23 protein-coding genes, 6 tRNA genes and 1 riboswitch are annotated in these 21,599 nt (G+C 64.3%); of the genes, 20 read left to right on the top strand and 9 right to left on the bottom strand.

Annotated elements, in window-relative coordinates; all coding sequences use genetic code 11:
• Positions 1-4: 4 nt before the first annotated feature.
• From AC1L6K_RS14695 to AC1L6K_RS14680, 4 genes are all read right to left on the bottom strand, one after another.
• Positions 5-730 carry an SDR family oxidoreductase gene (locus tag AC1L6K_RS14695; protein ID WP_480949592.1) on the bottom strand — a complete coding sequence of 242 codons (726 nt, stop codon included), beginning with the start codon at positions 728-730 and terminating at the stop codon, positions 5-7.
• Between the two features lie 18 nt (positions 731-748).
• Positions 749-2,134, bottom strand: coding sequence for a DUF6421 family protein (locus AC1L6K_RS14690; protein WP_480949591.1), 1,386 nt, complete (start codon positions 2,132-2,134; stop codon positions 749-751).
• A 104-nt stretch (positions 2,135-2,238) separates the two neighbouring features.
• On the bottom strand, positions 2,239-2,733 hold the full coding sequence (msrB, locus tag AC1L6K_RS14685; protein ID WP_480949590.1) for a peptide-methionine (R)-S-oxide reductase MsrB: 495 nt from the start codon (positions 2,731-2,733) through the stop codon (positions 2,239-2,241).
• Positions 2,734-2,747: 14 nt separating this feature from the next.
• Positions 2,748-3,239: a hypothetical protein gene (locus AC1L6K_RS14680; RefSeq protein ID WP_480949589.1), complete on the bottom strand. Its 492-nt coding sequence runs from the start codon at positions 3,237-3,239 to the stop codon at positions 2,748-2,750.
• Between the two features lie 122 nt (positions 3,240-3,361).
• On the opposite strand from AC1L6K_RS14680, the gene AC1L6K_RS14675 reads away from it, so the two are divergent.
• Positions 3,362-4,579, top strand: a complete 1,218-nt coding sequence (locus tag AC1L6K_RS14675) for an alpha/beta hydrolase family protein (protein WP_480949588.1) — start codon at positions 3,362-3,364, stop codon at positions 4,577-4,579.
• Between the two features lie 41 nt (positions 4,580-4,620).
• Here AC1L6K_RS14675 and ybaK read toward each other — a convergent pair whose 3' ends face one another.
• The 3 genes from ybaK to AC1L6K_RS14660 form a co-directional block, all read right to left on the bottom strand.
• Positions 4,621-5,121 carry a Cys-tRNA(Pro) deacylase gene (gene ybaK / locus AC1L6K_RS14670; RefSeq protein ID WP_480949587.1) on the bottom strand — a complete coding sequence of 167 codons (501 nt, stop codon included), beginning with the start codon at positions 5,119-5,121 and terminating at the stop codon, positions 4,621-4,623.
• Between the two features lie 232 nt (positions 5,122-5,353).
• A complete protein-coding gene (locus tag AC1L6K_RS14665) occupies positions 5,354-5,812 on the bottom strand; it encodes a SufE family protein (protein WP_480949586.1) in 459 nt (152 codons plus the stop codon).
• A 115-nt stretch (positions 5,813-5,927) separates the two neighbouring features.
• The gene (locus tag AC1L6K_RS14660) at positions 5,928-6,848 is read right to left on the bottom strand and encodes a sulfurtransferase (protein WP_480949585.1); all 921 of its coding nucleotides are present in this window, start codon (positions 6,846-6,848) and stop codon (positions 5,928-5,930) included.
• Between the two features lie 260 nt (positions 6,849-7,108).
• On the opposite strand from AC1L6K_RS14660, the gene zapE reads away from it, so the two are divergent.
• A complete protein-coding gene (zapE, locus tag AC1L6K_RS14655; protein ID WP_480949584.1) occupies positions 7,109-8,176 on the top strand; it encodes a cell division protein ZapE in 1,068 nt (355 codons plus the stop codon).
• Between the two features lie 111 nt (positions 8,177-8,287).
• On the opposite strand, the gene AC1L6K_RS14650 is transcribed toward zapE, so the two are convergent.
• Both AC1L6K_RS14650 and AC1L6K_RS14645 read right to left on the bottom strand, forming a co-directional pair.
• On the bottom strand, positions 8,288-8,671 hold the full coding sequence (locus tag AC1L6K_RS14650) for an antitoxin (RefSeq protein ID WP_480949583.1): 384 nt from the start codon (positions 8,669-8,671) through the stop codon (positions 8,288-8,290).
• Positions 8,672-9,121: 450 nt separating this feature from the next.
• Positions 9,122-9,196: transfer RNA gene (locus AC1L6K_RS14645), tRNA-Val, on the bottom strand.
• Between the two features lie 594 nt (positions 9,197-9,790).
• Here AC1L6K_RS14645 and AC1L6K_RS14640 point away from each other — a divergent pair.
• The 18 genes from AC1L6K_RS14640 (at position 9,791) to hisG (ending at position 21,579) form a co-directional block, all read left to right on the top strand.
• A tRNA-Gly gene (locus AC1L6K_RS14640) sits at positions 9,791-9,863 on the top strand.
• Between the two features lie 24 nt (positions 9,864-9,887).
• Positions 9,888-9,961: transfer RNA gene (locus AC1L6K_RS14635), tRNA-Cys, on the top strand.
• Between the two features lie 49 nt (positions 9,962-10,010).
• Positions 10,011-10,082, top strand: a tRNA-Val gene (locus AC1L6K_RS14630).
• Between the two features lie 38 nt (positions 10,083-10,120).
• Positions 10,121-10,193 (top strand) — tRNA-Gly (locus AC1L6K_RS14625).
• Between the two features lie 84 nt (positions 10,194-10,277).
• A tRNA-Val gene (locus tag AC1L6K_RS14620) sits at positions 10,278-10,349 on the top strand.
• A 159-nt stretch (positions 10,350-10,508) separates the two neighbouring features.
• Positions 10,509-11,351, top strand: coding sequence for a PD-(D/E)XK nuclease family protein (locus AC1L6K_RS14615; RefSeq protein ID WP_480949582.1), 843 nt, complete (start codon positions 10,509-10,511; stop codon positions 11,349-11,351).
• A 78-nt stretch (positions 11,352-11,429) separates the two neighbouring features.
• Positions 11,430-11,993, top strand: a complete 564-nt coding sequence (def, locus tag AC1L6K_RS14610; protein WP_480949581.1) for a peptide deformylase — start codon at positions 11,430-11,432, stop codon at positions 11,991-11,993.
• Entirely contained in the window at positions 11,990-12,910 is a 921-nt protein-coding gene (locus AC1L6K_RS14605; RefSeq protein WP_480949580.1) for a methionyl-tRNA formyltransferase, read from the top strand. Before def ends, AC1L6K_RS14605 begins: the two co-directional genes overlap by 4 nt.
• On the top strand, positions 12,907-14,484 hold the full coding sequence (locus AC1L6K_RS14600) for an RsmB/NOP family class I SAM-dependent RNA methyltransferase (protein WP_480949579.1): 1,578 nt from the start codon (positions 12,907-12,909) through the stop codon (positions 14,482-14,484). The genes AC1L6K_RS14605 and AC1L6K_RS14600 overlap by 4 nt, the downstream gene beginning before the upstream one ends.
• 84 nt (positions 14,485-14,568) lie before the next feature.
• On the top strand, positions 14,569-15,246 hold the full coding sequence (rpe, locus tag AC1L6K_RS14595; protein ID WP_480949578.1) for a ribulose-phosphate 3-epimerase: 678 nt from the start codon (positions 14,569-14,571) through the stop codon (positions 15,244-15,246).
• Positions 15,247-15,507: 261 nt separating this feature from the next.
• Positions 15,508-15,652: riboswitch (FMN riboswitch) on the top strand.
• A 126-nt stretch (positions 15,653-15,778) separates the two neighbouring features.
• On the top strand, positions 15,779-16,519 hold the full coding sequence (pnuC, locus tag AC1L6K_RS14590) for a nicotinamide riboside transporter PnuC (RefSeq protein ID WP_480949577.1): 741 nt from the start codon (positions 15,779-15,781) through the stop codon (positions 16,517-16,519).
• Positions 16,516-17,676: a bifunctional diaminohydroxyphosphoribosylaminopyrimidine deaminase/5-amino-6-(5-phosphoribosylamino)uracil reductase RibD gene (gene ribD / locus AC1L6K_RS14585; RefSeq protein WP_480949576.1), complete on the top strand. Its 1,161-nt coding sequence runs from the start codon at positions 16,516-16,518 to the stop codon at positions 17,674-17,676. The genes pnuC and ribD overlap by 4 nt, the downstream gene beginning before the upstream one ends.
• A gap of 1 nt (position 17,677) precedes the next feature.
• Positions 17,678-18,310 carry a riboflavin synthase gene (locus tag AC1L6K_RS14580; RefSeq protein ID WP_480949575.1) on the top strand — a complete coding sequence of 211 codons (633 nt, stop codon included), beginning with the start codon at positions 17,678-17,680 and terminating at the stop codon, positions 18,308-18,310.
• Entirely contained in the window at positions 18,307-18,981 is a 675-nt protein-coding gene (gene ribB, locus AC1L6K_RS14575) for a 3,4-dihydroxy-2-butanone-4-phosphate synthase (RefSeq protein WP_480949574.1), read from the top strand. Before AC1L6K_RS14580 ends, ribB begins: the two co-directional genes overlap by 4 nt.
• The gene (locus tag AC1L6K_RS14570; RefSeq protein ID WP_480949573.1) at positions 18,978-19,688 is read left to right on the top strand and encodes a GTP cyclohydrolase II; all 711 of its coding nucleotides are present in this window, start codon (positions 18,978-18,980) and stop codon (positions 19,686-19,688) included. Before ribB ends, AC1L6K_RS14570 begins: the two co-directional genes overlap by 4 nt.
• Positions 19,685-20,173 (top strand): 6,7-dimethyl-8-ribityllumazine synthase, encoded by a 489-nt coding sequence (ribH, locus tag AC1L6K_RS14565; RefSeq protein WP_480949572.1) that lies wholly within the window; start codon positions 19,685-19,687, stop codon positions 20,171-20,173. The genes AC1L6K_RS14570 and ribH overlap by 4 nt, the downstream gene beginning before the upstream one ends.
• A gap of 203 nt (positions 20,174-20,376) precedes the next feature.
• Positions 20,377-20,640, top strand: coding sequence for a phosphoribosyl-ATP diphosphatase (locus tag AC1L6K_RS14560; protein ID WP_444530030.1), 264 nt, complete (start codon positions 20,377-20,379; stop codon positions 20,638-20,640).
• Positions 20,641-20,733: 93 nt separating this feature from the next.
• Complete coding sequence (gene hisG / locus AC1L6K_RS14555; protein ID WP_480949571.1) at positions 20,734-21,579, top strand: ATP phosphoribosyltransferase; 846 nt, start codon at positions 20,734-20,736, stop codon at positions 21,577-21,579.
• Positions 21,580-21,599: the final 20 nt, after the last annotated feature.

The following is a 21,599-nucleotide window of genomic DNA, read 5'->3' as shown; positions in this document are numbered from 1 at the left end:
CACGCTAGTCCAAAATGATCCGGGCTCCGTTGAGCTCCGCGGCGGGCCGCGAGAACAGCCCGGCCACAGCCTCCGCGAGCACGGCCACGTCGGTGAAGCCGGGGAAGGTGCGCTCGGGGGCGCCTGCCCGCATGGCGTCATCCACCAGTGCCTTCACAACAAGCACGACGGCGGCCGGCCCGGTCTGCCCGGCCGGCGCACCTGCCTGGGTGGTTGTCGGGGTGCCGAAGCCCTGCGCCAGCGCCTGAACCCACGTTTCCGCCGCCGACTTCACGGCCGCATAGTTCGCGTTGCCGACGGTGGGGGCCGTGACGGACGTTGAGGACACAATGGCCAGCCGGCCCGCGGCCGAGGCGGCCAGGTCGTCGTAAAACTCCCGGCTTGTGTTGCGCAACGTTGTCATCACGGAGGTGTGCAGGAAGTCCCAGTCGGCATCCGACTGCCCTGCCATCCCGCCGCCACCGCGCCAGCCGCCCACCAAATGGATGAGTCCGTCGACGGGGCCGAAATCCCGGTGGATGTCCGCGGCCAGGGCGGCAACGGAAGCGGGATCCGACAGATTGCACACGAAGGGGACGGCACCGCCGGCGAGCTCGGCTGCCGCCGTGATGCGTCCGGCGTCGGACCCTATGGTGAGCACGCGCATGCCGGCACCGAGCAGCGCGCCGGCAACAGCGATGCCTGCCGCGCTGCTGCCGCCGGCAACCAAAACCAGGGGTGGAGTATTCATGTCTCCTACACTAGCCACCTAGGCGGCACCGGCCCCGGTAATGCCGGATGTGGATTCAATGGTGCCGCGCATTTTTTTGCCCAGCGCCTCGTAAAACATGGAGAGCGGGAACTCGTCGTCCAGGACCTGGTCGGTGATTTCGCGCAGGGCCCCGGTCAGCTGCAGGGCGTCCGGGCCCTTGGCCCAGATGGAGGCCGGGTTGGGGGTGAGCGTGCCTGAGACCAGCTTGTAGGCGGCGAGCCAGTGCGCCAGCTTGGGCCTGTCGATGGAGCGCCAGTACAGCTCCTCAATTTCGCGGCCCAAGGCGATAACGGTCTCGGGCACCTCTGCCCAGTCGATCGTGAGCCTCGTATCGGTCCAGTGCAGCACGTGGTGCTGGTGCAGCCAGGCGAACAGCAACTGGCCGCCCAGGCCGTCGTAGTTGCGCACGCGGGAACCGGTGATGGCGAAGCGGAAAATCCTGTCGAAGATCACTGCATACTGAACAAGTTTCGCGTGTTTGCGGGCCTCGGGCGAGGCCTCCTCGTCACGTTCCACGGCCACCGATTCGCGGTAGGCCGTCAGGTCGCAGCGCAGTTCCTCCAGCGAGTACAGGAAATACGGCATCCGCTGCTTGATCATGAACGGGTCAAACGGCAGATCCCCGCGCATGTGCGTCCTGTCGTGGATCAGGTCCCACATCACAAACGTTTCCTGCGTCAGCGCCTGGTCGTCCAGAAGTTCGACGGCGTCGGCCGGCAGATCCAGCCGCGTCACCGCCGCTGCCTCCCGGACCACGCGGCGGAACCTGGCGGCTTCGCGGTCCTGGAAGATGGCGCCCCAGGTGAAGGTGGGCGTTTCGCGAACGGAGACGCTCTCGGGGAACAACACCGCCGAGTTGCTGTCGTAGCCGGGCGTGAAATCGATGAAGCGCAGCGGAACAAACAGCTTGTTGGAGTAACTGCCGGACTCCAGTTCGTCAATGAACTCGGGCCAGATCACATCGACAAGCACTGCTTCAACGTGGCGGGACGTCGAGCCGTTCTGTGTGTACATGGGGAACACGACCAGGTGGCCGAGTCCGTTGATCCGGTGTTCCTGCGGGTTGAAAGCCATCAGTGAATCCAAGAAGTCTGGTACGCCCAGCCCGCTGTCCGCCCATTTGCTGAAGTCACCGTCGAGGAGCTCCAGGTACCGGGCGTCGTGCGGGAAGTTCGGGGCCAATTCCCGGATGGCGGCCCTGATGGCTTCCACCAGCCCCAGGGCCGCGTTCCGGTCCGCCGGCTCCGGGACCGAGCCATCCTTGAACTGCAGCGCCGCCAGATCCGTGGCCGCCTGCTTCAGTGCCAGCCAGGCCGGATTGTTGGCCAACGTAGTGTAGTCAAAGGTGCTGGCACTGTCAGTGTTTTCCAAGGTGATGCTCATGTTTTTCATCCTCGCTTCGCCGGGCCCTCGGGGCTTTTTTCGAGCGTAGCAATGGAACAGGAAAACTAATGTTGAATACCGTCAAGCATAAGAAGTTGTCATGCTCAGGGCATTTGCGGCGCCTCGGGCGAAAGCTCCAGCGGGCCCTCCCGCAGCTTCAGGGAGACGGAGTTGATGCAGAAGCGCTCATCCGTGGGCGTGTCATAACCCTCGCCCTCAAACAGGTGGCCCAGGTGCGAGTCGCACGAGGCGCATCGGACCTCGACCCGCTTCATGCCCAACGAAGTGTCATGCAGGTACCGCACAGTGCCTTCCGCCAACGGCGCGAAGAACGACGGCCAGCCGCAGTGCGAGGAAAACTTCTCCCGGGAGGTGAACAGTTCCGCGCCACAGGCCCGGCATTCATACACGCCTTCCTGGGTCGACTCCCAATATTCGCCCGTAAAGGGCCGTTCGGTGCCGGCCTGGCGCAGCACCTGATACTCCGCGGGACTCAGCTCTTCACGCCACTGGACATCGCTTTTGACGACGGCAGGGGCGGCAGTGGTTGCGGTGTGTTCTGTATTTCCGGTTTTCCCGGTGGTGTCGAAAGTGCTCATGCCTATGTCAACGCTCAGGAGTCGCCAATAAATCCCGAACCGGAGTACAGGTGCAACACCGGCAGTCCGAGCTTGCGCTGGGCCTGGTGCGCCCAGTCCCGGCGGAAGGTGTCGGCGACGGCATGGGGAGTGGTGACCACGACTGCCTGGCGGGCACCGAGCTCGGTGACCTTGGCGACCAGGGAGGCAACGGCGTCGCCCTCGGCAACACTGCCTGTGGCGTTGGCGTCGGCGGCTTTCAGGGCTGCCATCGATTCATCAAGAATGTCCGTGGCCTCCCTCATGACAGTGGCAGCGTCGGGCTTTTCCCTGAACTCGCGCAGGGCCCCCGGCAGGTCCAGCATGGTCAGCTGGTCGATGACATCAACGAACAGGTTGCGCTTGGTGTCGGCGGGCACCAGCAGCACCAGTTCAACGTCTTCGTCGGGGCCGTAGAGGTCGGTGATGTTTTCGACGTCCACAGCGGTCAGGGGTTCTTCGGTCAGGATGATGATCGCGTCGCTCATGGCTCCAGCTTAGGCTTCCGCGCACCATAAACAACGGCCGCGGAGCAAGTTGTGCGAAGAAAGTTACGCATGCGCCCGGTGCGCCGCTCGACGGGCGCAGCGCCCGTGGGCAGAATGGAGCCATGGCCACCTCAGATCAGCAGTCAAGTGCATGGCTCAAATGGGGTGCCCTGGGTGCCGCAGCAGCAGGCGCCGGAGCGGTCGCCGTTGTCACCGCCACCTCCGGACTCGCGGCCTACTTTGCCCGGCGGATTGTCACACCGGAAAAACAGCGCGCCGACGACGTCGCCATATTGGCCGTCATCACCGACGGGGCGCAGCTGCAGGTGGTGTTGGAGGCAACCCCTGACACCATCGTTGACGGCACGTACGGGCTCTACTTCAACGCCGGCCGATCCCACGCCGTCATCGGCCCAATCCTCGCCTATGTGCCCCGCGAAGGCAGCGTCACGCGTGCCGTACTGGCCGTCCACGGCGGCGAACTGCGCAGCGCCACGTCAGGCGGGTGGTCGGGAAACTTGTATGCGCACCCCGACGAGATGGGCCTGGAACACGAAGACGTCATCATCAACCTTCCCGGCGGCCCCGGCCCCGCCTGGCTGGTGCCGGCCCTGAACCCCGGCCACACGTGGGCCATCATGGTGCATGGCCGCGGCGCCACCCGCAACGAGGGCCTGCGTGCCGTGCCCGCCGCGCACCGCCTGGGCATGAACGCCCTGCTGATGTCCTACAGGAACGACGGCGATGCCCCCAATGCGCCCGACGGCCGGTACGGCCTTGGCGTCACCGAATGGGCGGATGTTGAGGCTGCCATCGATTTTGCGCTGGCCCGGGGTGCCAAGGACGTTGTGCTCTTTGGCTACTCGATGGGCGGGGCCATCAGTTTGCAGGCGGCAGACGTGGCCCGGAACCGCAAGCACGTCCTGGCCATGGTGCTGGACGCGCCTGTGATCAACTGGATCAACGTGCTGGCGCACCAGGCCCAGCTGAACAGGATCCCCGACTACATTGGCAGCTATGCGGAGCTCATGTTGACGCATCCGCTGGGCAGGCGCATAACCGGCCTTGCGGCACCCGTGGATTTCAAGAGCATGGACTGGGTGACCCGGGCCGTTGAGCTCAGGACACCGTCGTTGATCCTGCACAGCATCGACGATGATTTTGTGCCCTACGAACCCACTGCCGAACTGGCCCGGAGGAATCCCGAGATGGTCACCTTTGAACCATTCAGCAAGGCCCGCCACACCAAGGAATGGAATGTGGATCCGGTGCGGTGGGAGCGTGTCGTTGAAGCGTGGTTGCGGCCGCGCCTGGGCACATACGCCCTGCCGCGCGACTAATCGCTGCGGGGCTGACAGTTGCGCGTCTGACGGCCCTGCCGTCAGTCCGGGTGCCCGATTTTTGCCGTGGTCGCCCGGGTCAGCCTGATGAGGTCTGCAGGCGACAGCTCGACGTCGAAGCCCCGGCGGCCGCCGGAGACGTAGATGGTTTCATGCTGGAGCGCTGATTCATCCAGGACCGTGGGGGAGTGCTGTCGGTGGCCCAGCGGTGAGATGCCGCCGAGCACATAGCCGGTGCGCCGCTGGGCTGCAGCCGGGTCAGCCATGGCGGCCTTCTTGACGCCCAGGGCATGGGCCAACGACTTCAAGTCCAAGGTGCCGTTGACAGGCACAATGGCAACGGCAAGTGTGCCGCCGGCGTCGGCCATCAGGGTCTTGAACACCCTGTCGGGGGTGATGCCCAGGACGGTGGCGGCTTCCAGCCCGTAGTTGGTGTTCGCGGGATCGTGCGCATAGCCGTGGGCCGTAAAGGACACGCCGGCGGCGGTCAGGGCAACTGTTGCCGGTGTGCCGGGGCCTGCGGCGGATGATTTCTTGGCCATGTCCCGATTATGCCAGCGCCGACGTGCGCTGTGAAATACCGTCCCGCGCTGTGAAACACCGTCCCGAGGTGTTGGTCGCAGCCTTGCGTGGCGGGAGCACGACCGGCAATGTCGAAGAATGAAAAATGCCCCGCAACCCACCGGTGAGGTGGGTTGCGGAGCATCCTCGGATCTCAAGCTTCAGGCTGCAGATCCATAATGCCGGACTAGCCAGACGGTATATTCAGCTGGACTATGCAGCCGGGCGCAGGCCGCCGCGGATCTTTCGCTTGACCCGTCCGAGCATGGCTGACATCCCCCGCATGCGCAGGGGAGAAATGGCCCGGGTAAGCCCCAGCTGCTCGGGCATGTCATCAGGAACGGCCAGGATTTCCTCCGCAGTTAAACCGTCGAGGCCCTCAAAAAGCACCGAGGCAAACCCGCGGGTTGTCGGGGCTTCCGGCGGGGCCTGGAAGTACAAGCGGACGACGTCGCCGTTTTCCGTCTTCTCCGACTCAACAGTCAGGAACAAGGGCGACTGGCATTCCACCACCTGTTCGAGCAATTCAGGATGATTTGTCAGACGCTCCGGCAACGCCGGAAGGGATTTGGAGAAATCCAATAGCAGCGTCAGGCGGTCGCGTTCTTCCAGTTCCTGGAAATCCGTAACGATCTCAGCCAACGCCGGTGGGAGTGCTTGTGAAGTAGTCATCGCCTAAAGCGTACGTTTCTTTTCTTGTGAGTGTGAAACAACATGGTGTGGGAAGCCGGCCCGGACGACCCAAGGTTCAGGCGCGTCAGCGGCTGAACCTTGGGAGGGCGTGCGACTAGTTTGCGGTGGGCAGTTCGCCGCGCTCTGTGCCAACAGCGATGGGAACCCGGACTGCATTGCCCCATTCTGTCCATGAGCCGTCGTAGTTGCGGACGGTCTCAAAGCCCAGCAGGTACTTCAAGGCGAACCAGGTGTGGCTGGAACGCTCGCCGATGCGGCAGTAGGCAACGACGTCGTCCCCGGCAACGAGCCCGGCCTCGCCCAGGTAGAGGGCTTCAAGCTCCTCGCGTGAGCGGTAGGTGCCGTCTTCGGCAGCTGCCCGGGCCCAGGGGATGGAGGCGGCCGTCGGGATGTGGCCGCCGCGGAGTGTTCCTTCCTGGGGGTAGGCAGGCATGTGGGTGCGTTCGCCGGTGTATTCCTCGGTGGAACGGACATCGATCAGCGGCTTGCCCAGGTGTGCCAGGACGTCTTCCTTGTACGCGCGGATGGGGGCGTCGTTGCGCTCGACCACCGGGTAGCTGGCTGCGGGGGTGACCTCGGTGGCGTCGGTCGTCAGTTCGCGGCCTTCGGCGATCCACTTGTCGCGGCCGCCGTCGAGCAGGCGGACGTCTTCGTGGCCGAACAAGGTGAATACCCAAAGTGCGTAGGCTGCCCACCAGTTTGACTTGTCTCCGTACACCACAACTGTGGTGTCGCGGGAGATTCCCTTGGCCGCGGCAAGCACAGCGAAGGCCTTGCCGTCGATGTAGTCACGGGTGACGTCGTCGTTCAGGTCAGTGTGCCAGTCAATCTTGACCGAACCGGGAATGTGCCCGGTTTCGTACAGCAGCACGTCTTCGTCGGATTCGACCACAACCAGGCTGCCGTCCTTCGTGGCGCCGTTGGCCAAGGATTCGGCCAGCCATTCGGTGGAGACCAGGCGTTCCGGGTGGGCGTAGCTGGCGAACTTCGTGTTTGTTTCAACTGCAACAGGCATGGTGCCCCTTCTCATTAACTGTTCACGCCGGGGCCGCCCCGGGAAATCCCGGGACCATTCCGTGGCCGTGAGTGACAGATTGGCGTGCCGCAGCGAACTTGGTGCAGCAGCTGTTCTTCCTTATTACCGTAACGAGTTGGGGTGCTGAATCCTTCCCTTTCGTTAACGAAACGCAATATGTGGTGGGTATTCTTGTATTCGTGAGTCGTGGACCGTGCGCAGCATGCCCGGCTGAAATTTCTTTATGATCGGAAACATCCTTGGTACAAGTTGAGCAACTTTCCACCCGCCGCCCGGCAGTTTCGGTGGAGGATTTGTTGAAGGGCTTTGTCCCTTCACCACGATTCGGTGAGGTTTCCTTCGACACCTACCGCCCGGATCCCGCACAGCCTTCGCAGTCGCAAGCCGTGGGCATGCTGCAGGAATTCGCCGCGGGCACTGTCGCGAAGCCGGTCGGCGGACTGCGCAGGTTCTTTGGCGGAAAGGCGAAGGCCGGCGGCAAGGGTGTGGGGCAGCGGGCCGGGATTTACCTCGATGGCGGCTTCGGTGTGGGGAAGACGCACCTGTTGTCGTCCCTGTGGCATGAGGTCGAGGGACCAAAGGCCATCGGCACCTTCGTGGAGTACACGAACCTTGTGGGTGCGTTGTCGTTTCGCAAGACGGTTGAGGCGCTGAGCGCGTACAAGCTTGTCTGCATTGACGAGTTTGAGCTTGACGATCCCGGGGACACTGTGCTGATGTCCCGGCTGATGCGTGAATTGGCCGACGCCGGAGTGAAGCTGGCGGCGACGTCCAACACCCTGCCGGGTTCCCTGGGTGACGGCCGTTTTGCCGCTGTTGACTTCCAGCGGGAGATCCAGGTCCTGGCAGACCAGTTTGAGATCCTGCACATCGACGGGGAGGACTTCCGCCACCGCGGGCTGCCCACCCCGCCCGAACCCGTTGCCAACAGCGACCTTGACGCGCGCATGCGCCGGGACTTTGACGGCAGCACCGTGGCCGTGGACGACTTTGGCACGCTGGTTGACCATCTTGCCGGCGTCCACCCGTCACGGTACCGGCAACTGCTGGAAGGCGTTGATGCAGTTGTGTGGCGCAATGTGCACACCATCACCGAACAGTCCGTGGCGCTGCGTTTTGTTGTGCTGGCAGACAGGCTCTACGACAAGGACGTGCCGGTCCTGGCCAGCGGGGCGCCCCTGGACCAGCTGTTCACTCCCGAAATGATGACCGGCGGATACCAAAAGAAGTATTTCCGTGCCGTGTCCCGCCTGACGGCATTGGCCCGGGAAGCACAGGAAGCGGCCGTTCCGCAGTCCGTGGGGTGATGCCCTGGCGGCCTGGCAGGCCAGCGGCCTTAAAGTCAAAAGGCGTCGGTGCCGTCTCTCGACGGGACCGACGCCTTCTTTGACGCCTTGTTTAAGGGCGAAGGTTCGGAGTTACTGTGACGAACCGTCCACGAAATCGCCAGCAGCTTTCTGAGCTGTGTCGATCTGATCCTTGAATTTATCGCCGGTCTTGCTGTCGACGAAATCGCCAGCCTTCTCGACGCCATCCTTGATTTGATCCTCGTGGCCGTTGATCAATCCCTCGGCCTTGCCCTTAATATCGTCAAAAATAGACAATTGGCACCTCCCTTCGCTCCCTGGGGCCATTGCCGCCCCAACTTTTTCCAGCATAGTGGGCGGTTGGCCATTGTCAATGGTTCTGGCTGCAAGTTCATGGGCGTGTTCCTGCTCGTCCGCGGTGCTTGATATCGATGCTTCAGCCAGACGGCCCGCAACGTTATTCGGGTGGACTTTGACGGCGGAGGAGTGCGCCATGAAGCCTTCCCGTGGTGCTGCGGCGCTTAGTTTGGACACCTCTCGTGGGTTGTGGCATGCCGCGGGATCAATGGGAAACGGAGCTTGGACGGTGCCTGAGTGGGGCCCCAATGGTGCGGGCGCGTGAACCGGCGTCCAGTGCTCCACGCGAATCTGCGACCAGGGCCGCAGTCTTTAGCGTCTTTCCGGGTCATGGCCCCTGCCGGCCGGGTTAGGGGCCGCAACCAGGCCACTGGCGGCGATATGCCGACCCCGGAGCCACCGCAACTGCCCCACACGACTGTTTGGCCGCCAACCCCCGCGTGGGGTCCATCCATCGACATGGCAGTCATGGGAGGTGCCTGCGGCGGGGAACCCCTATGACTGCACAATGGACGCCGGGGACTCTGGCTGCAAACACAAAAAAGCCGTTCCCGCCAGCTAATGTGCTGGCCGAAACGGCTTTTAATCTGGTGGGCGATACTGGGTTCGAACCAGTGACCTCTCCGGTGTGAACGGAACGCGCTACCACTGCGCCAATCGCCCAAATCCGCAACATCATCCGGCCTGCGGATCATGCGCGCTCGTTGGTGCGTTCAAAACAATAGCCCAAACTTTCCCCGGCTCATAATCTAGGGCGAAACCGTCGGCCACGACGCGTTCATGGGACTCGCGTTCATGGCGTTCGGGCGTTGCCGGGACATGCATGCGGCCCAGGCTTGCTGGTTGCGGCTTCGCCCGACACAGATGCGGCAGCCGCGGCAGCCGGCCTGGGCCAGCCGCACCCATGGTGAGGGGGAAGCGGCAGGGGAGTGTCCGGCGTCGTCCCTGGGAGCTGCGCGTCGAGGCCCACATGCGCAAATTCAGGGGCCAGCTGCGCAAATGTGACCAGCGCCTCACAGTGTATTTTCCCGAAATACCTCCAAAACCAGCCAAAACAGCTCCGTGAATGACATCAATGTAATTCGAATACCAGGCCAAAATCCCCGCCATTCCGGTAATTCCAGGGCCTTGGATGCCGTGGTTGCGCTTCGAGGGTCGTGCCGATTTGGTGTTTGGGAAAGGCCTCGGGTAATGTTTTCACCGCAGCAACACGGACTACCGAAGCGGAAACGCCGAGGCCGGGGAAGTGAAGCTCAAGTGGTCGTAGCTCAGCTGGTAGAGCACCACCTTGCCAAGGTGGATGTCGCGAGTTCGAATCTCGTCGACCACTCGCAGGACACCGTTCAGTACTTACGGTGGGGTGGCCGAGAGGCGAGGCAACGGACTGCAAATCCGTGCACACGGGTTCGAATCCCGTTCCCACCTCCATTTTGGCTGAACCAAAGTATTTTGCTGTAGAGTTCAGCGGGATGCATTTGGGCGATTGGCGCAGCGGTAGCGCGCTTCCCTGACACGGAAGAGGTCACTGGTTCGATCCCAGTATCGCCCACGAATGAACTACCAGGTTCATTTGAAGTTGTAACACCTGTGGTCGTAGCTCAGCTGGTAGAGCACCACCTTGCCAAGGTGGATGTCGCGAGTTCGAATCTCGTCGACCACTCGGAATGATCATGAACTGCCGGAATCCACAGGGTTCCGGCAGTTTTGTGCAATCCCGGACAGGCACGTGCATACGTGCGAATTTGGGCGATTGGCGCAGCGGTAGCGCGCTTCCCTGACACGGAAGAGGTCGCTGGTTCGATCCCAGTATCGCCCACTCCAGGAAACCGTCCCAACCGACAGCAATGTTGGTTGGGACGGTTTTTTCGTGTTCGCGGCCCCTAACCCGGCTGAGGGGTTCCAGTGCGATGCCAGTTATCCACAGTGCCCGGCCGGCATGCTGCGCGGTGTCTGACGGTCGTGGAATAGTAGAGGCATGACAGCACCAGCATTGGCACACAGCACAGAATTGGGGCGCATGTACGCCCGCTCCCTGCAGGACCCGCCCAAGGTCCCCTCGATCACCACCGTTATTGGCCAGCAGTCCGCGACCCTCGACGGTTGGATCGGTTACATGGCTGCATCCGCAGTGGCCAAGCACCCCGACCTGGGCACAGCTGTGGGCAATCCCGGACAGTTGCGCACGGTAGTGCGTGACAGTTCCAATGCAGCCGAACAGTTCAGGGATGCCGCAGCCGCCCGGGGCGATCGCGTCCACAACTATTGCGAGCAGGTGGCCCTGCGCGCCCTTGACCGCCCGCACCAGCTGGCCGAGGCCCGTGAGGCCCTGGCCGAAAACAGCGAAGAGAACTTTGCCCTTCGCTTTGACACGTGGTGGGACGAATTCAAGGTCCAGCCGCTTGCTCCCGAGGTCACCGTCTGGAACGAAACACTTGGATACGCAGGCACCCTGGACCTGGTTGCCACCATCGGTGGAAAACTGTGCATCATCGACTACAAGACCAAGGGCACGGACCGCAACGGCCAGGTGAAGAGCCTCGACGCCAAAGTTGTCATGCAGCTGGTGGCCGGCATGAAGGCCGAAGAGTCAATTGTTGATGAAGCGGCCGGCACCTGGGAACCCTGGAAATATGGGCAGGACCCCATCCTGCTTGGCGTCGCCATTGGTGAAACTGAGGTGCGCACCCTCCGGGCCAACCCGGAGGTACTCAAGGCACATTGGTTCAAGTTCGCGTCCCTGCGGCGCGTGTGGCAAACCTCATTGGATGCGGCAGCTGCAGGGACACCTTTGCTCGATATTGCGCCACCTGGACGTTAGCGGCCAACTAGACTGGTAGGGCCAGCAGTTGGCGAGCCGGAATTGGTTCGCATCAATATCAAAGTGAGGTGCCCACCCATGGCCATCCTGAGCATTCGCATCATTGGCGACCCCGTCCTGAGAACAGTCGCCGAGGAAGTGACAACTTTCGGCCCCGAATTGGCCAAGCTCATCGACGACATGCACCAGACAATGGTCGATGTCCGCGGAGCAGGCCTGGCGGCACCCCAGATCGGCGTCAACAAACGCATCTTCACCTACTCGGTGGATGGTGAAGAGGGCTGTGTGATCAACCCCGTCCTGGTCGCCAGCGACGACATGGCGCCGGCGGAACCCGAAGGCTGCCTGTCCGTCCCCGGCCTGGGCTTCACTGTCGAACGCCACCGCTGGGTGCGCATCACAGGTGTCGACGTGCACGGAGAGCCCATCGACATGGAGGCCACAGGCACGCTGGCCAAATGTTTCCAGCATGAAACGGACCACCTCGATGGCAAGCTCTATGTGGACCGCCTTGAAGGCGAGGACCGCAAGGAAGCGCTCCGCTTCATCCGCATGGCCAAATACGACGACGTCACCGCGGGAACGGTTGCCCAGCGGGCACGCACCGTTGGCTCGGCATTCAGTGCCGGTGCCGCCGAATGAGGCTTCTTTTTGCCGGAACACCAGCTGTTGCACTGCCGTCCCTTGAAGCCTTGCGGTCCGCCGGGCATGAAATCGTCGCTGTCCTGACCCGCCCGGATGCGCCGCTTGGCCGCAAAAGGGTCATGACGCCGTCGCCTGTGGCCGCCCGGGCAGCGGAGCTTGGCCTGCCGGTCATCAAGGCGGACAAGATCGACGCCGGGGCCGCCGCAGACATCGCTGCCGCGGCGCCGGAGGTTGCCGCCATCGTCGCCTATGGGGCATTGATTCCGCCGAGCGCGCTGGGCATCCCCGAGCACGGTTGGATCAATCTGCATTTCTCCCTGCTGCCGGCCTGGCGCGGGGCGGCACCGGTGCAGCATTCGGTCATCAACGGCGACGAGGTCACCGGGGCATCCACCTTCCTGCTGGAAAAAGGGCTCGACACGGGGCCCGTATATGGCACCATGACGGAGTCCATCCGGCCCACCGACACGAGTGCGGAACTGCTCGAGCGGCTCTCACACAGCGGTGCAGTGCTGCTGGCCCAGACCATCGACGGCATCGCGGCCGGTCAGCTCTCCGGCGTCGCACAGCAAGGCGACATTTCGCTGGCGCCCAAACTGACGTTGGAAGACGGCCACGTGCGCTGGGGCGATCCGGCCCTGGCCATCAACCGCAGGATCCGCGGGGTCACCAGCGAACCTGGTGCGTGGACCACGCTGGCCGGCCAGCGTTTCAAGCTGTCGCCGGTGCTGCTGCGCACAGATGTCACGGATTTGGCTCCGGCCCGGCTGCGGATCGAAGCGAAATCGGTGCTGGTTGGCACGGGATCGCACGCCGTGGAACTGATTGATGTTCAGCCCGCGGGCAAAAAACTTATGAAAGCAACAGACTGGGCCCGAGGCCTGGCCAACAAGGAAGATGTGGTGTTTGAATGACCAGCGAGCAAGGCGGACGTTCGAGCCACCACAACAGCGGCCAGGAACGCGGCGGCTTGGGCGGTTCGGGGCAGGGCGGGGTCAGGCGCCGCGATGACGCAGGGCGTGAACGCAACCGCAGCACCGGCCGGAACAGGACCGAAACGGCTCCCGGCCAGCGCACCCGCGTGGCCGACCCGGCACGCCTGGTGGCCTTTGAGGTGCTGCGTGCAGTCTCGGCCGACGACGCCTACGCGAACCTGGTGCTCCCCACACGCATCCGCCGCCACGGCCTTGACCGCCGCGACGCCGGCTTTGCCACCGAACTGACCTACGGCGCACTGCGGGCCCAGGGCACCTACGACGCCATACTGGCCAGCTGTGTCGACCGCCCGCTCAGCGAACTTGACCCCGCCATCTTGGATGCCCTTCGCATCGGCGCCCACCAGCTGATGGCCATGCGCGTGCCTACCCACGCCGCACTGGACCAGACTGTCGGCCTGGCCCGTGCCGTCATTGGCGCCGGCCCGTCGGGACTGGTCAACGCCGTTCTGCGAAAGGTCGCGGCAAAGGAACTGCCCGAGTGGATCAGCCAGCTCACCGAGGGGCTCAGCGATGACGTCAAGATCGCCTCGATCGAGCACTCACACCCGGAGTGGATTGTGCGCGCCATGCGCCAGGCCCTCGTGGCCCACGGCCGCGACGTATCCGAAATCACGGCATTGCTGGAGGCCGACAACGCAGCCCCCGTGGTGAATCTCGTGGCACTGCCTGGTCTCGGCGACCTCTCCGAGGCTTTCGAGGCCGGCTTCACACCCGGGGAACTGGTGGCGGAGTCCGCCCTGTCGTCCGGTGGCGATCTGAGCCGGCTGGAGAGCGTCCGCGAAGGCTCCGTCCGTGTCCAGGACGCCGGCTCGCAGCTGGTCGCCAGGGCCCTGGCGGCGGTGGAGATCACAGCTGAACAAAACGACGGCGAGGAGCGCTGGCTTGACCTGTGCGCCGGACCCGGCGGCAAGGCAGCCCTGTTGGCGGCCCTCGCGGCCGAAAAGGGCGCCTGGCTCCTTGCCAACGAGCCCGCCGTGCACCGCGCCAAACTGGTCTCCCAAGCACTTGGTGCGGTGCCGGAGGACAGCTGGACTGTTCGCACCGGCGACGGCAGGGACATTGGCAAGGAGCACCCCGAGTCGTTCGACAGGGTGTTGGTTGACGCCCCGTGCACCGGACTCGGCGCCCTGCGGCGCCGTCCGGAGTCACGCTGGCGCCGCAAGCTCTCCGATGTCACCGAACTTGGCCCGCTGCAGCGCGAACTCCTTGCCTCGGCACTGGCGGCCGTAAAGCCCGGGGGAGTTGTCGCCTACGTGACCTGCTCCCCGCATGTGGCCGAAACGATCGCGGTGGTTGAGGATGCCATGCGCAAGCGGGACGACCTTGAACTGCTCGACGCCGGTGCCGCACTTGACGCCGTCAGCCTGGGCGGGAACCTGGGTGCCGGCAATGCCGCTTCGCCGCTGCCCGCCCACCAGAAAATGGCCCAGCTGTGGCCGCACATCCACCAAAGCGACGCCATGTTCCTGGCCTTGATCCGCAAAAACTGATCAGCAGGGCCCGGTTCGCGGACCGGGCCCGAGCAGGTCCTGCCGTCCGGGCACAATACCCAACCAAGAAGATGAGGTTCCTTCGTGACAAGCCGTTCGTCCACATGTTGCATCAACCCCAGCATCCTGTCAGCTGACTTCGTGAATCTCCAGGCCGAGCTGGCCCGGATCGCGAACGCCGACGCGGTGCACGTCGACGTCATGGACAACCACTTTGTGCCCAATCTGACCATTGGCCTTCCCGTGGTTGAACGGCTCCAGCAGATCAGCCCGGTGCCTCTTGACGCGCACCTGATGATTTCCGACGTCGACCGCTGGGCGCCGCTGTACGCGGACGCCGGCCTGGACTCGGTGACGTTCCATGTGGAGGCGTCGGACGCGCCCATCAAACTGGCCAGGGAACTGCGGGCCCGTGGCGCGAAAGCCGGGATGGCGTTGCGGCCGGCAACCCCCATTGAGCCGTATCTGGACATGCTGCCCGAGCTGGACATGTTGCTGATTATGACGGTCGAGCCCGGGTTTGGCGGACAGGCCTTCCTGGACCTCACCCTGCCGAAGATCCGCCGTGCCAGGGCCGCCATTGAGGGCAGCGGCGTGGACGTTGCCATCCAGGTGGACGGCGGCATCACCGAGGAAACCATCACCCGCGCGGCCGAAGCCGGGGCGAATGTTTTCGTGGCTGGCTCTGCCGTCTACGGCAAGCCCTCGCCCGCCGAGGCCATCGATTCACTGCGCGCAAAGGGCCGGCTCGCTTTCGGCTGAACCGGTCTGCTGACCTCCCTTGCAAGATCTGCCGCGCAAATCCGTGTGGCAGTTATTGGGCGGGATGCCGAGGCGTTTTGTCCTGTTTTTGTCCAGTAACTGCAACGCACATCTCAGGGGGAGTGGGGCGCGGGCCGAGACGTTCACGCGGCCGGGAATGAATCCGACCCGCCATCGCTTACACCAGTAGCAGTCACGGCACTGAAGAAGTGCCATAATGTAGAAAGGTGCCCGCAACCGCGGGTGCTGCAATTGAAACATCACGTGCTCCGGGGTCGGTGTAATTCCGAACCGGCGGTTATAGTCCGCGACCCGCGCGCAGCAGGCTGGAAACAGCAGGCAGCGCCCGGCTGATCTGGTGAAATTCCGGAACCGACAGTTAAAGTCTGGATGGGAGAAGCACGAACAGTTTTGGCCGTCAGGTCAAGGGTGTGGCGGAAGCATTTGCAGATCCGCCGCGCACCCCTTGCACCCTGCGCGCCCGCTGTCGTTACCCCCGGAGCCATCGCGGTCTCGAAAGGGTAGGGTAACGATGGACTTTCTGCGGTGGCTCTTTGACGCCAAACTCGAATTCGCCGGCGGCGGGTTCCTTCTCTGGCGTGAAGTCATAGGAAATCTTTTTGGGCTCGCCAGCGCCCTCGGCGGCATGCGCCGTAAAATCTGGGCCTGGCCGGTGGGCATTGTCGGCAATGTCCTGCTGCTCACAGTCTTTGTGGGCTCCGTCTTCGGCTCGGCCGACCACGTCAACCTCCTGGGCCAGGCCGGCCGGCAAATCATGTTCATCGCCGTCTCCGTGTACGGCTGGCAACGGTGGCGGCAAACCCGCCAGGGCACGCAGGACGACGGCACGCACGTGGGCGAGGCGGTCCAGCCCCGCTGGGCCGGAGCCCGCGTCCGCTGGATACTGGTGGGCACCATGATTGCCGGCACCGCAATCCTCACCCCCATCTTTAAAGCCCTGGGGTCCTACGAACCGGTCTGGGCTGATGCCTGGATCTTCATGGGATCACTGCTCGCCACCTACGGCATGGCCAAGGGCTGGGTGGAGTTCTGGCTCATCTGGGTGGCAGTTGACCTGGTCGGGGTGCCGTTGCTCTTTAGTGCCGGCTATTACGCCTCGGCCTTCATGTACATTTTCTACGGCGCCTTCACCCTGGCCGGATTCTTCGTATGGTGGAGGGTGCGGCACAACAGTGATGCCGAAGCCCGCCGTGTGTCGGTCGACACCACCTTCCCTGACATCACTGTGGGCACTAGAGAGGCCAAACCATGAACTTCAGCAACTTGAACCGCGGATCCTTTGACCAGGACCCCTACAGCACGGAGCCGGAACAGTTCACCGCGGCCGAGCTTCTCGGCATGGAAACGGCCCTCTCCGCTGCGCGGCAGGGAGTGCGTGGCGCCAATCCGCTGGTGGGGGCCGCGATCATCGACGCCGACGGCACGTTCCTGGCGATCGGCCACCACGGCGGGGCAGGCACCGCCCATGCCGAAGCGGATGTGATCAACAGGCTCCTCGGCACGGGTGTCAAACGTGACTTGTCGGCGGCCACACTCATTGTCACCCTTGAACCGTGCAGCCATGTCGGCCGCACGGGACCCTGCACACAGGCAATTCTCGACGCCGGCATCGGCAACGTCGTTTTTGCCGTCCGCGACCCGCACCTGCCAGCCTCCGGAGGGGCTGAAATCCTCCACAATGAGGGCATCAACGTCAGGATGGGGCTGATGGCCGAGGAAGCAGAGGACATGAACCGGCAGTGGTTTGTGGCTGTCCGGGAAAGCCGGCCGTTCATCACGGCCCGGCTGGCACAGACTGTGGACGGCCGGATTGCTGCCGTTGACGGCACCAGCCAGTGGATCACCTCCCAGGAATCCCGGCAGGATTCACATGAACTGCGGGCACGCGTGGATGCCATTGTTGTGGGCACCGAAACCGTCATTGCAGACAACCCGCGCCTGACGGCCCGGGCAGCCGACGACACCGACGCCGCCAAGCAGCCGCTGCGCGTCGTCATGGGCATGCGCGAAATTCCGGCGGATGCCGCCGTCCGCGGCGTCTCGGGCACCCCCAGCAGCCCGGACCGCCTGGGCAACGACGACTTCCTGGCCCTGCACACCCACGACCCCGCCGCCGTCGTGCGTGAACTGCAGGAGCGCGGCGTGGGGCACCTGATGATCGAAGGCGGCGCCAAGATCAACGCGGCGTTTCTGGCCCGGGGACTCGTGGACGAACTCGTCGTGTACCTGGCACCGACCCTGCTGGGCGCCGGCATACCCGCCCTGACCGACCTGGGCATCGGCACGCTCGCCGACGCGCAGCGCTGGGAATGGGACGCCACCACCAGGGGCCCCGTCGAAGTGCTGGGCCCGGACCTGAAATTGACGCTGATGCCGGCCAAAGCGGCCCCCAGCGATGAAGGAATCTGACATGTTTACAGGAATTATCGAAGGCCGCGGCACCGTCGTGCGGCTGCAGGCGCAACCGGAAACGGACAGCGCAGTGCTGGTTCTCAAGGCCGGGGACGTCCTTGACGGACTGGATTTGGGCGGCTCGATCGCCATCAACGGCGTGTGCCTGACAGCTGTGGCCCTGGGTGACGGCACCGTCGAGGTCGACGTCATGGGCGAAACCCTGCTCCGCACCACCACCGGGGAACTGCACGGCGGCGACATCGTGAACCTCGAACGCTGCGTCGTGGCCGGGGGCCGCCTTGACGGCCACGTTGTGCAGGGCCATGTTGACGGTGTTGGCTCGCTGCTGGAACGCGAGAGCCTGGGCGCCTGGGACAGGCTCCGGTTTGCCGTGCCGCGCGAGCTGGCGCAGTACATTGCCGAAAAGGGTTCCATCGCCATCGACGGCGTCTCGCTGACAGTCACGGCCGTAAGCCCCGCCAGCGAACCCGGGCAGTGGTTTGAGGTGGGGCTCATCCCCGTTACCCTGGCCAACACTGGCCTTGGCGGCAAGGCAGCGGGCGGCACCGTCAACCTGGAAGTCGACGTGCTGGCGAAATACGCCCAGCGCCTGCTTGAATTCAGCGCATACAAGGGAGCCTCATCATGAGCGGCACAACAAATCCGGCGACCCTCCTCGATCCCGTCACACTGGCCATCGCCGCCATTGCGCGCGGGGAGGCCGTGCTTGTGGTCGACGACGAGGACCGCGAGAACGAGGGCGACATCATTTTCGCCGCCCAGCACAGCACGCCCGCACTCATGGGCTGGACCATCAGGCACAGCTCCGGTGTCATCTGCGTGCCCATGGACGGTGCCCACGCCGACAGGCTGGCCCTGCCACCCATGGTTGAGGACAACCAGGACGCCAAGGGCACGGCCTACACCGTCAGCTGCGATGCGGCCACAGGGGTTTCCACGGGCATCAGCGCCACTGACAGGTCGCTGACGGCCGCCGTTCTGGCCAGTCCGCTGGCAACGCACGACGTCGTCACGCGCCCCGGGCACATGTTCCCGCTTCGCGCCGTGGCCGGCGGAGTGCGCCAGCGGGCCGGGCACACCGAAGCCTCGGTTGATTTGTGCCGGCTGGCCGGCTGCGAGCCAGTGGCAGTCATCGCCGAGGTCGTGGACGACAGCGGTGAAATGGTCAGGCTCCACGGCCTGCGCGACTTCGCCGACGTCCACGGCCTGCTGCTGATTTCCATCGCCGATCTCGTCGCCCACCTGGCCTCCGCCGACGCCGGGGACGGCGCCGGCGCCGAGCAGGGGAGCCTGGCATGAGCGGCCACCCGGCAAGCGTGACGGGCGGGCCGGTGGTGCAGCTGCCCACCCGCTTTGGCGCCTTTGCGGCGCAGGCCTGGATTGATGTGGCGACAGGGGCCGAACACCTCAGCCTCAGCGCACCGGGCGAGGCTGCGGGCACCCGCGGTGACGGATCGGCGCAAACCCAGGCTGGCGCCGTCGTCCCCCTGGTCCGGCTGCACTCCGAATGCCTGACGGGCGACGTTTTTGGTTCCTACCGCTGCGATTGCGGCGAACAGCTGGACTATGCCCTGGACCTGATCCACAGGCTCGGCGGCACCCTCGTCTACCTGCGCGGGCACGAAGGGCGGGGGATTGGGCTGGCGAACAAGATGCGCGCCTACAGCCTGCAGGAAGCCGGCGCCGACACGGTGGAGGCCAACGAGCAGTTGGGGCTCCCCGTGGACGGGCGCGACTATGCGGCCGCGGCCGGGATCCTGCATTCACTGGGACTGAGCCGCATCGACCTCCTCAGCAACAACCCGCTGAAGCGGGCCGACCTGTCCCGGCACGGCATTGAGGTCGTGAACGTGGTGCCCGCGGAAGTTCCGGCGCGCGCCGAGAACGTCCGCTACCTGCAGACCAAGCGGGACCGCATGGACCACGCATTGTCGGTAGCCACCCCGGCACACGCCACACCGGCAAGCAAACAGAAAACCCCACCCACGGAAGGACACACAGCATGAGCGGACACGGAGCACCCACCATCGGTTTCAACCCCGAGGAGAAGTCAGCGGCGGCCGGCCTGAAGCTGGCCATCGTCGCAGCCAGCTGGCACACGGAGATCATGGACGGCCTGCTGGCCGGCGCCTTGCGCGGGGCAGCCGATGCGGGCATTGACAACCCCACTGTCGTGCGGGTTCCCGGCAGCTTCGAGCTGCCCGTGGCTGCGGCGCGGCTGGCCGCAACGTTCGACGCCGTCGTGGCCCTGGGCGTTGTCATCCGCGGCGGAACACCACACTTTGACTATGTGTGCCAGGCGGCAACCATGGGGTTGACGGACGTCAGCGTGCGCACAGGCACCCCCGTCGGCTTCGGCGTGCTCACCTGCGACACCGAAGAACAGGGCCTTGCCCGCGCCGGACTGCCCGGTTCCGTGGAGGACAAGGGCCATGAAGCCACGACGGCAGCCCTCGCCACGGCACTGACCCTGGCGCAGCTCGGGGCATAGCGCAGCCGCAGCCGCAGCCGCAGCTGCCAGTGTGCGGCTTGCGCCGATCTGCCGTGAACCCCTGCACACGACTCGTCGCGAGTCGTGTGCAGGGGTGTCTTCGGCCCGCTGCGGCCCGGAGGGCGGGGGAAATGTGTTCACATGCTGGACACGCGCCGTCCCGGAATCCCGGGACGGCCGCCCAACCCAGTAAGATGAAGTCCGTGAAGACCTTCGAATCCCTTTTTGATGAGCTTAGTGCGAAAGCCGAAGCCCGGCCCGCTGGCTCCCGTACCGTCGTCGAACTTGAATCCGGCGTTCACGGTATCGGCAAGAAAGTGGTTGAGGAAGCCGCCGAGGTGTGGATGGCCGCCGAGTATGAGTCGGATGAGGCCTGCGCCGAGGAGATTTCCCAACTGTTCTACCACCTGCAGGTCATGATGATCGCAAAAGGTTTGACCCTTCAGGACGTTTACAAGCATCTCTAGCCACCCGCTGTGGCTGCTTTTTCGTCCCTGACCTGGCATTGTGCTCGATGCCGCAACCTTTTGTGCCTGAACCCAACCTGAAAGATATTTCCCATGCTGCGTGTTGCTGTACCCAACAAGGGTTCCCTGTCCGAAGCCGCTTCAGCGATGTTGGCGGAGGCCGGCTACCGCCAGCGCCGCGATTCCCGCGAACTCGTCATGGTTGATCCTGACAACAACGTGGAATTTTTCTTCCTCCGCCCCCGTGACATTGCCGTGTACGTCGGCGCCGGCACCTTGGACGTGGGCATCACGGGCCGTGACCTGCTGATGGACGCCCAGGTGGACGCCGAGGAGCTCCTGCCCTTGGGGTTTGCCAAGTCCACGTTCCGCTTTGCCGGCCCGGTGGGTGACTTCAGCAGTGCTGCCGAGCTCGAGGGCAAGCGCCTGGCCACCAGCTACGACGGCCTCCTGCGCGAATACCTGGTCGAGCTTGGCATCAATGCCCAGGTCGTCCGGCTCGACGGCGCCGTTGAATCCTCCGTCCGTCTCGGCGTGGCGGACGCCATTGCCGACGTCGTGGAAACTGGCAGCACCTTGAAGGCCGCCGGCATGGAAATTTTCGGCGAGCCCATCCTGAACTCCGAGGCCCTGCTGATTGGCCGCCGCGGCGTCACCCCGCCGGCCGGCGTCGAGGTCCTGATCCGCCGGCTGCACAGCGTGCTCGTTGCACGCCAGTACGTGCTCCTTGACTATGACGTCCCGAAGACGCTCATGGACAAGGCCACGGCGCTGACCCCCGGCCTGGAGTCACCCACGGTTTCGCCGCTGCGCGACAGTGACTGGGTTGCCGTTCGGTCCATGGTTTTGGCCAAGGACACGAACCGGATCATGGATGAACTGTATGAGCTCGGCGCCCGCGCCATCCTCGTCAGCAACATCCACGCCTGCCGCATCTGACAGCCGGCCACCCCAACAAC

It is taken from the genome of Specibacter sp. BI4, from assembly GCF_056680095.1.
This window is presented reverse-complemented; position numbering and strand designations above follow the sequence as displayed.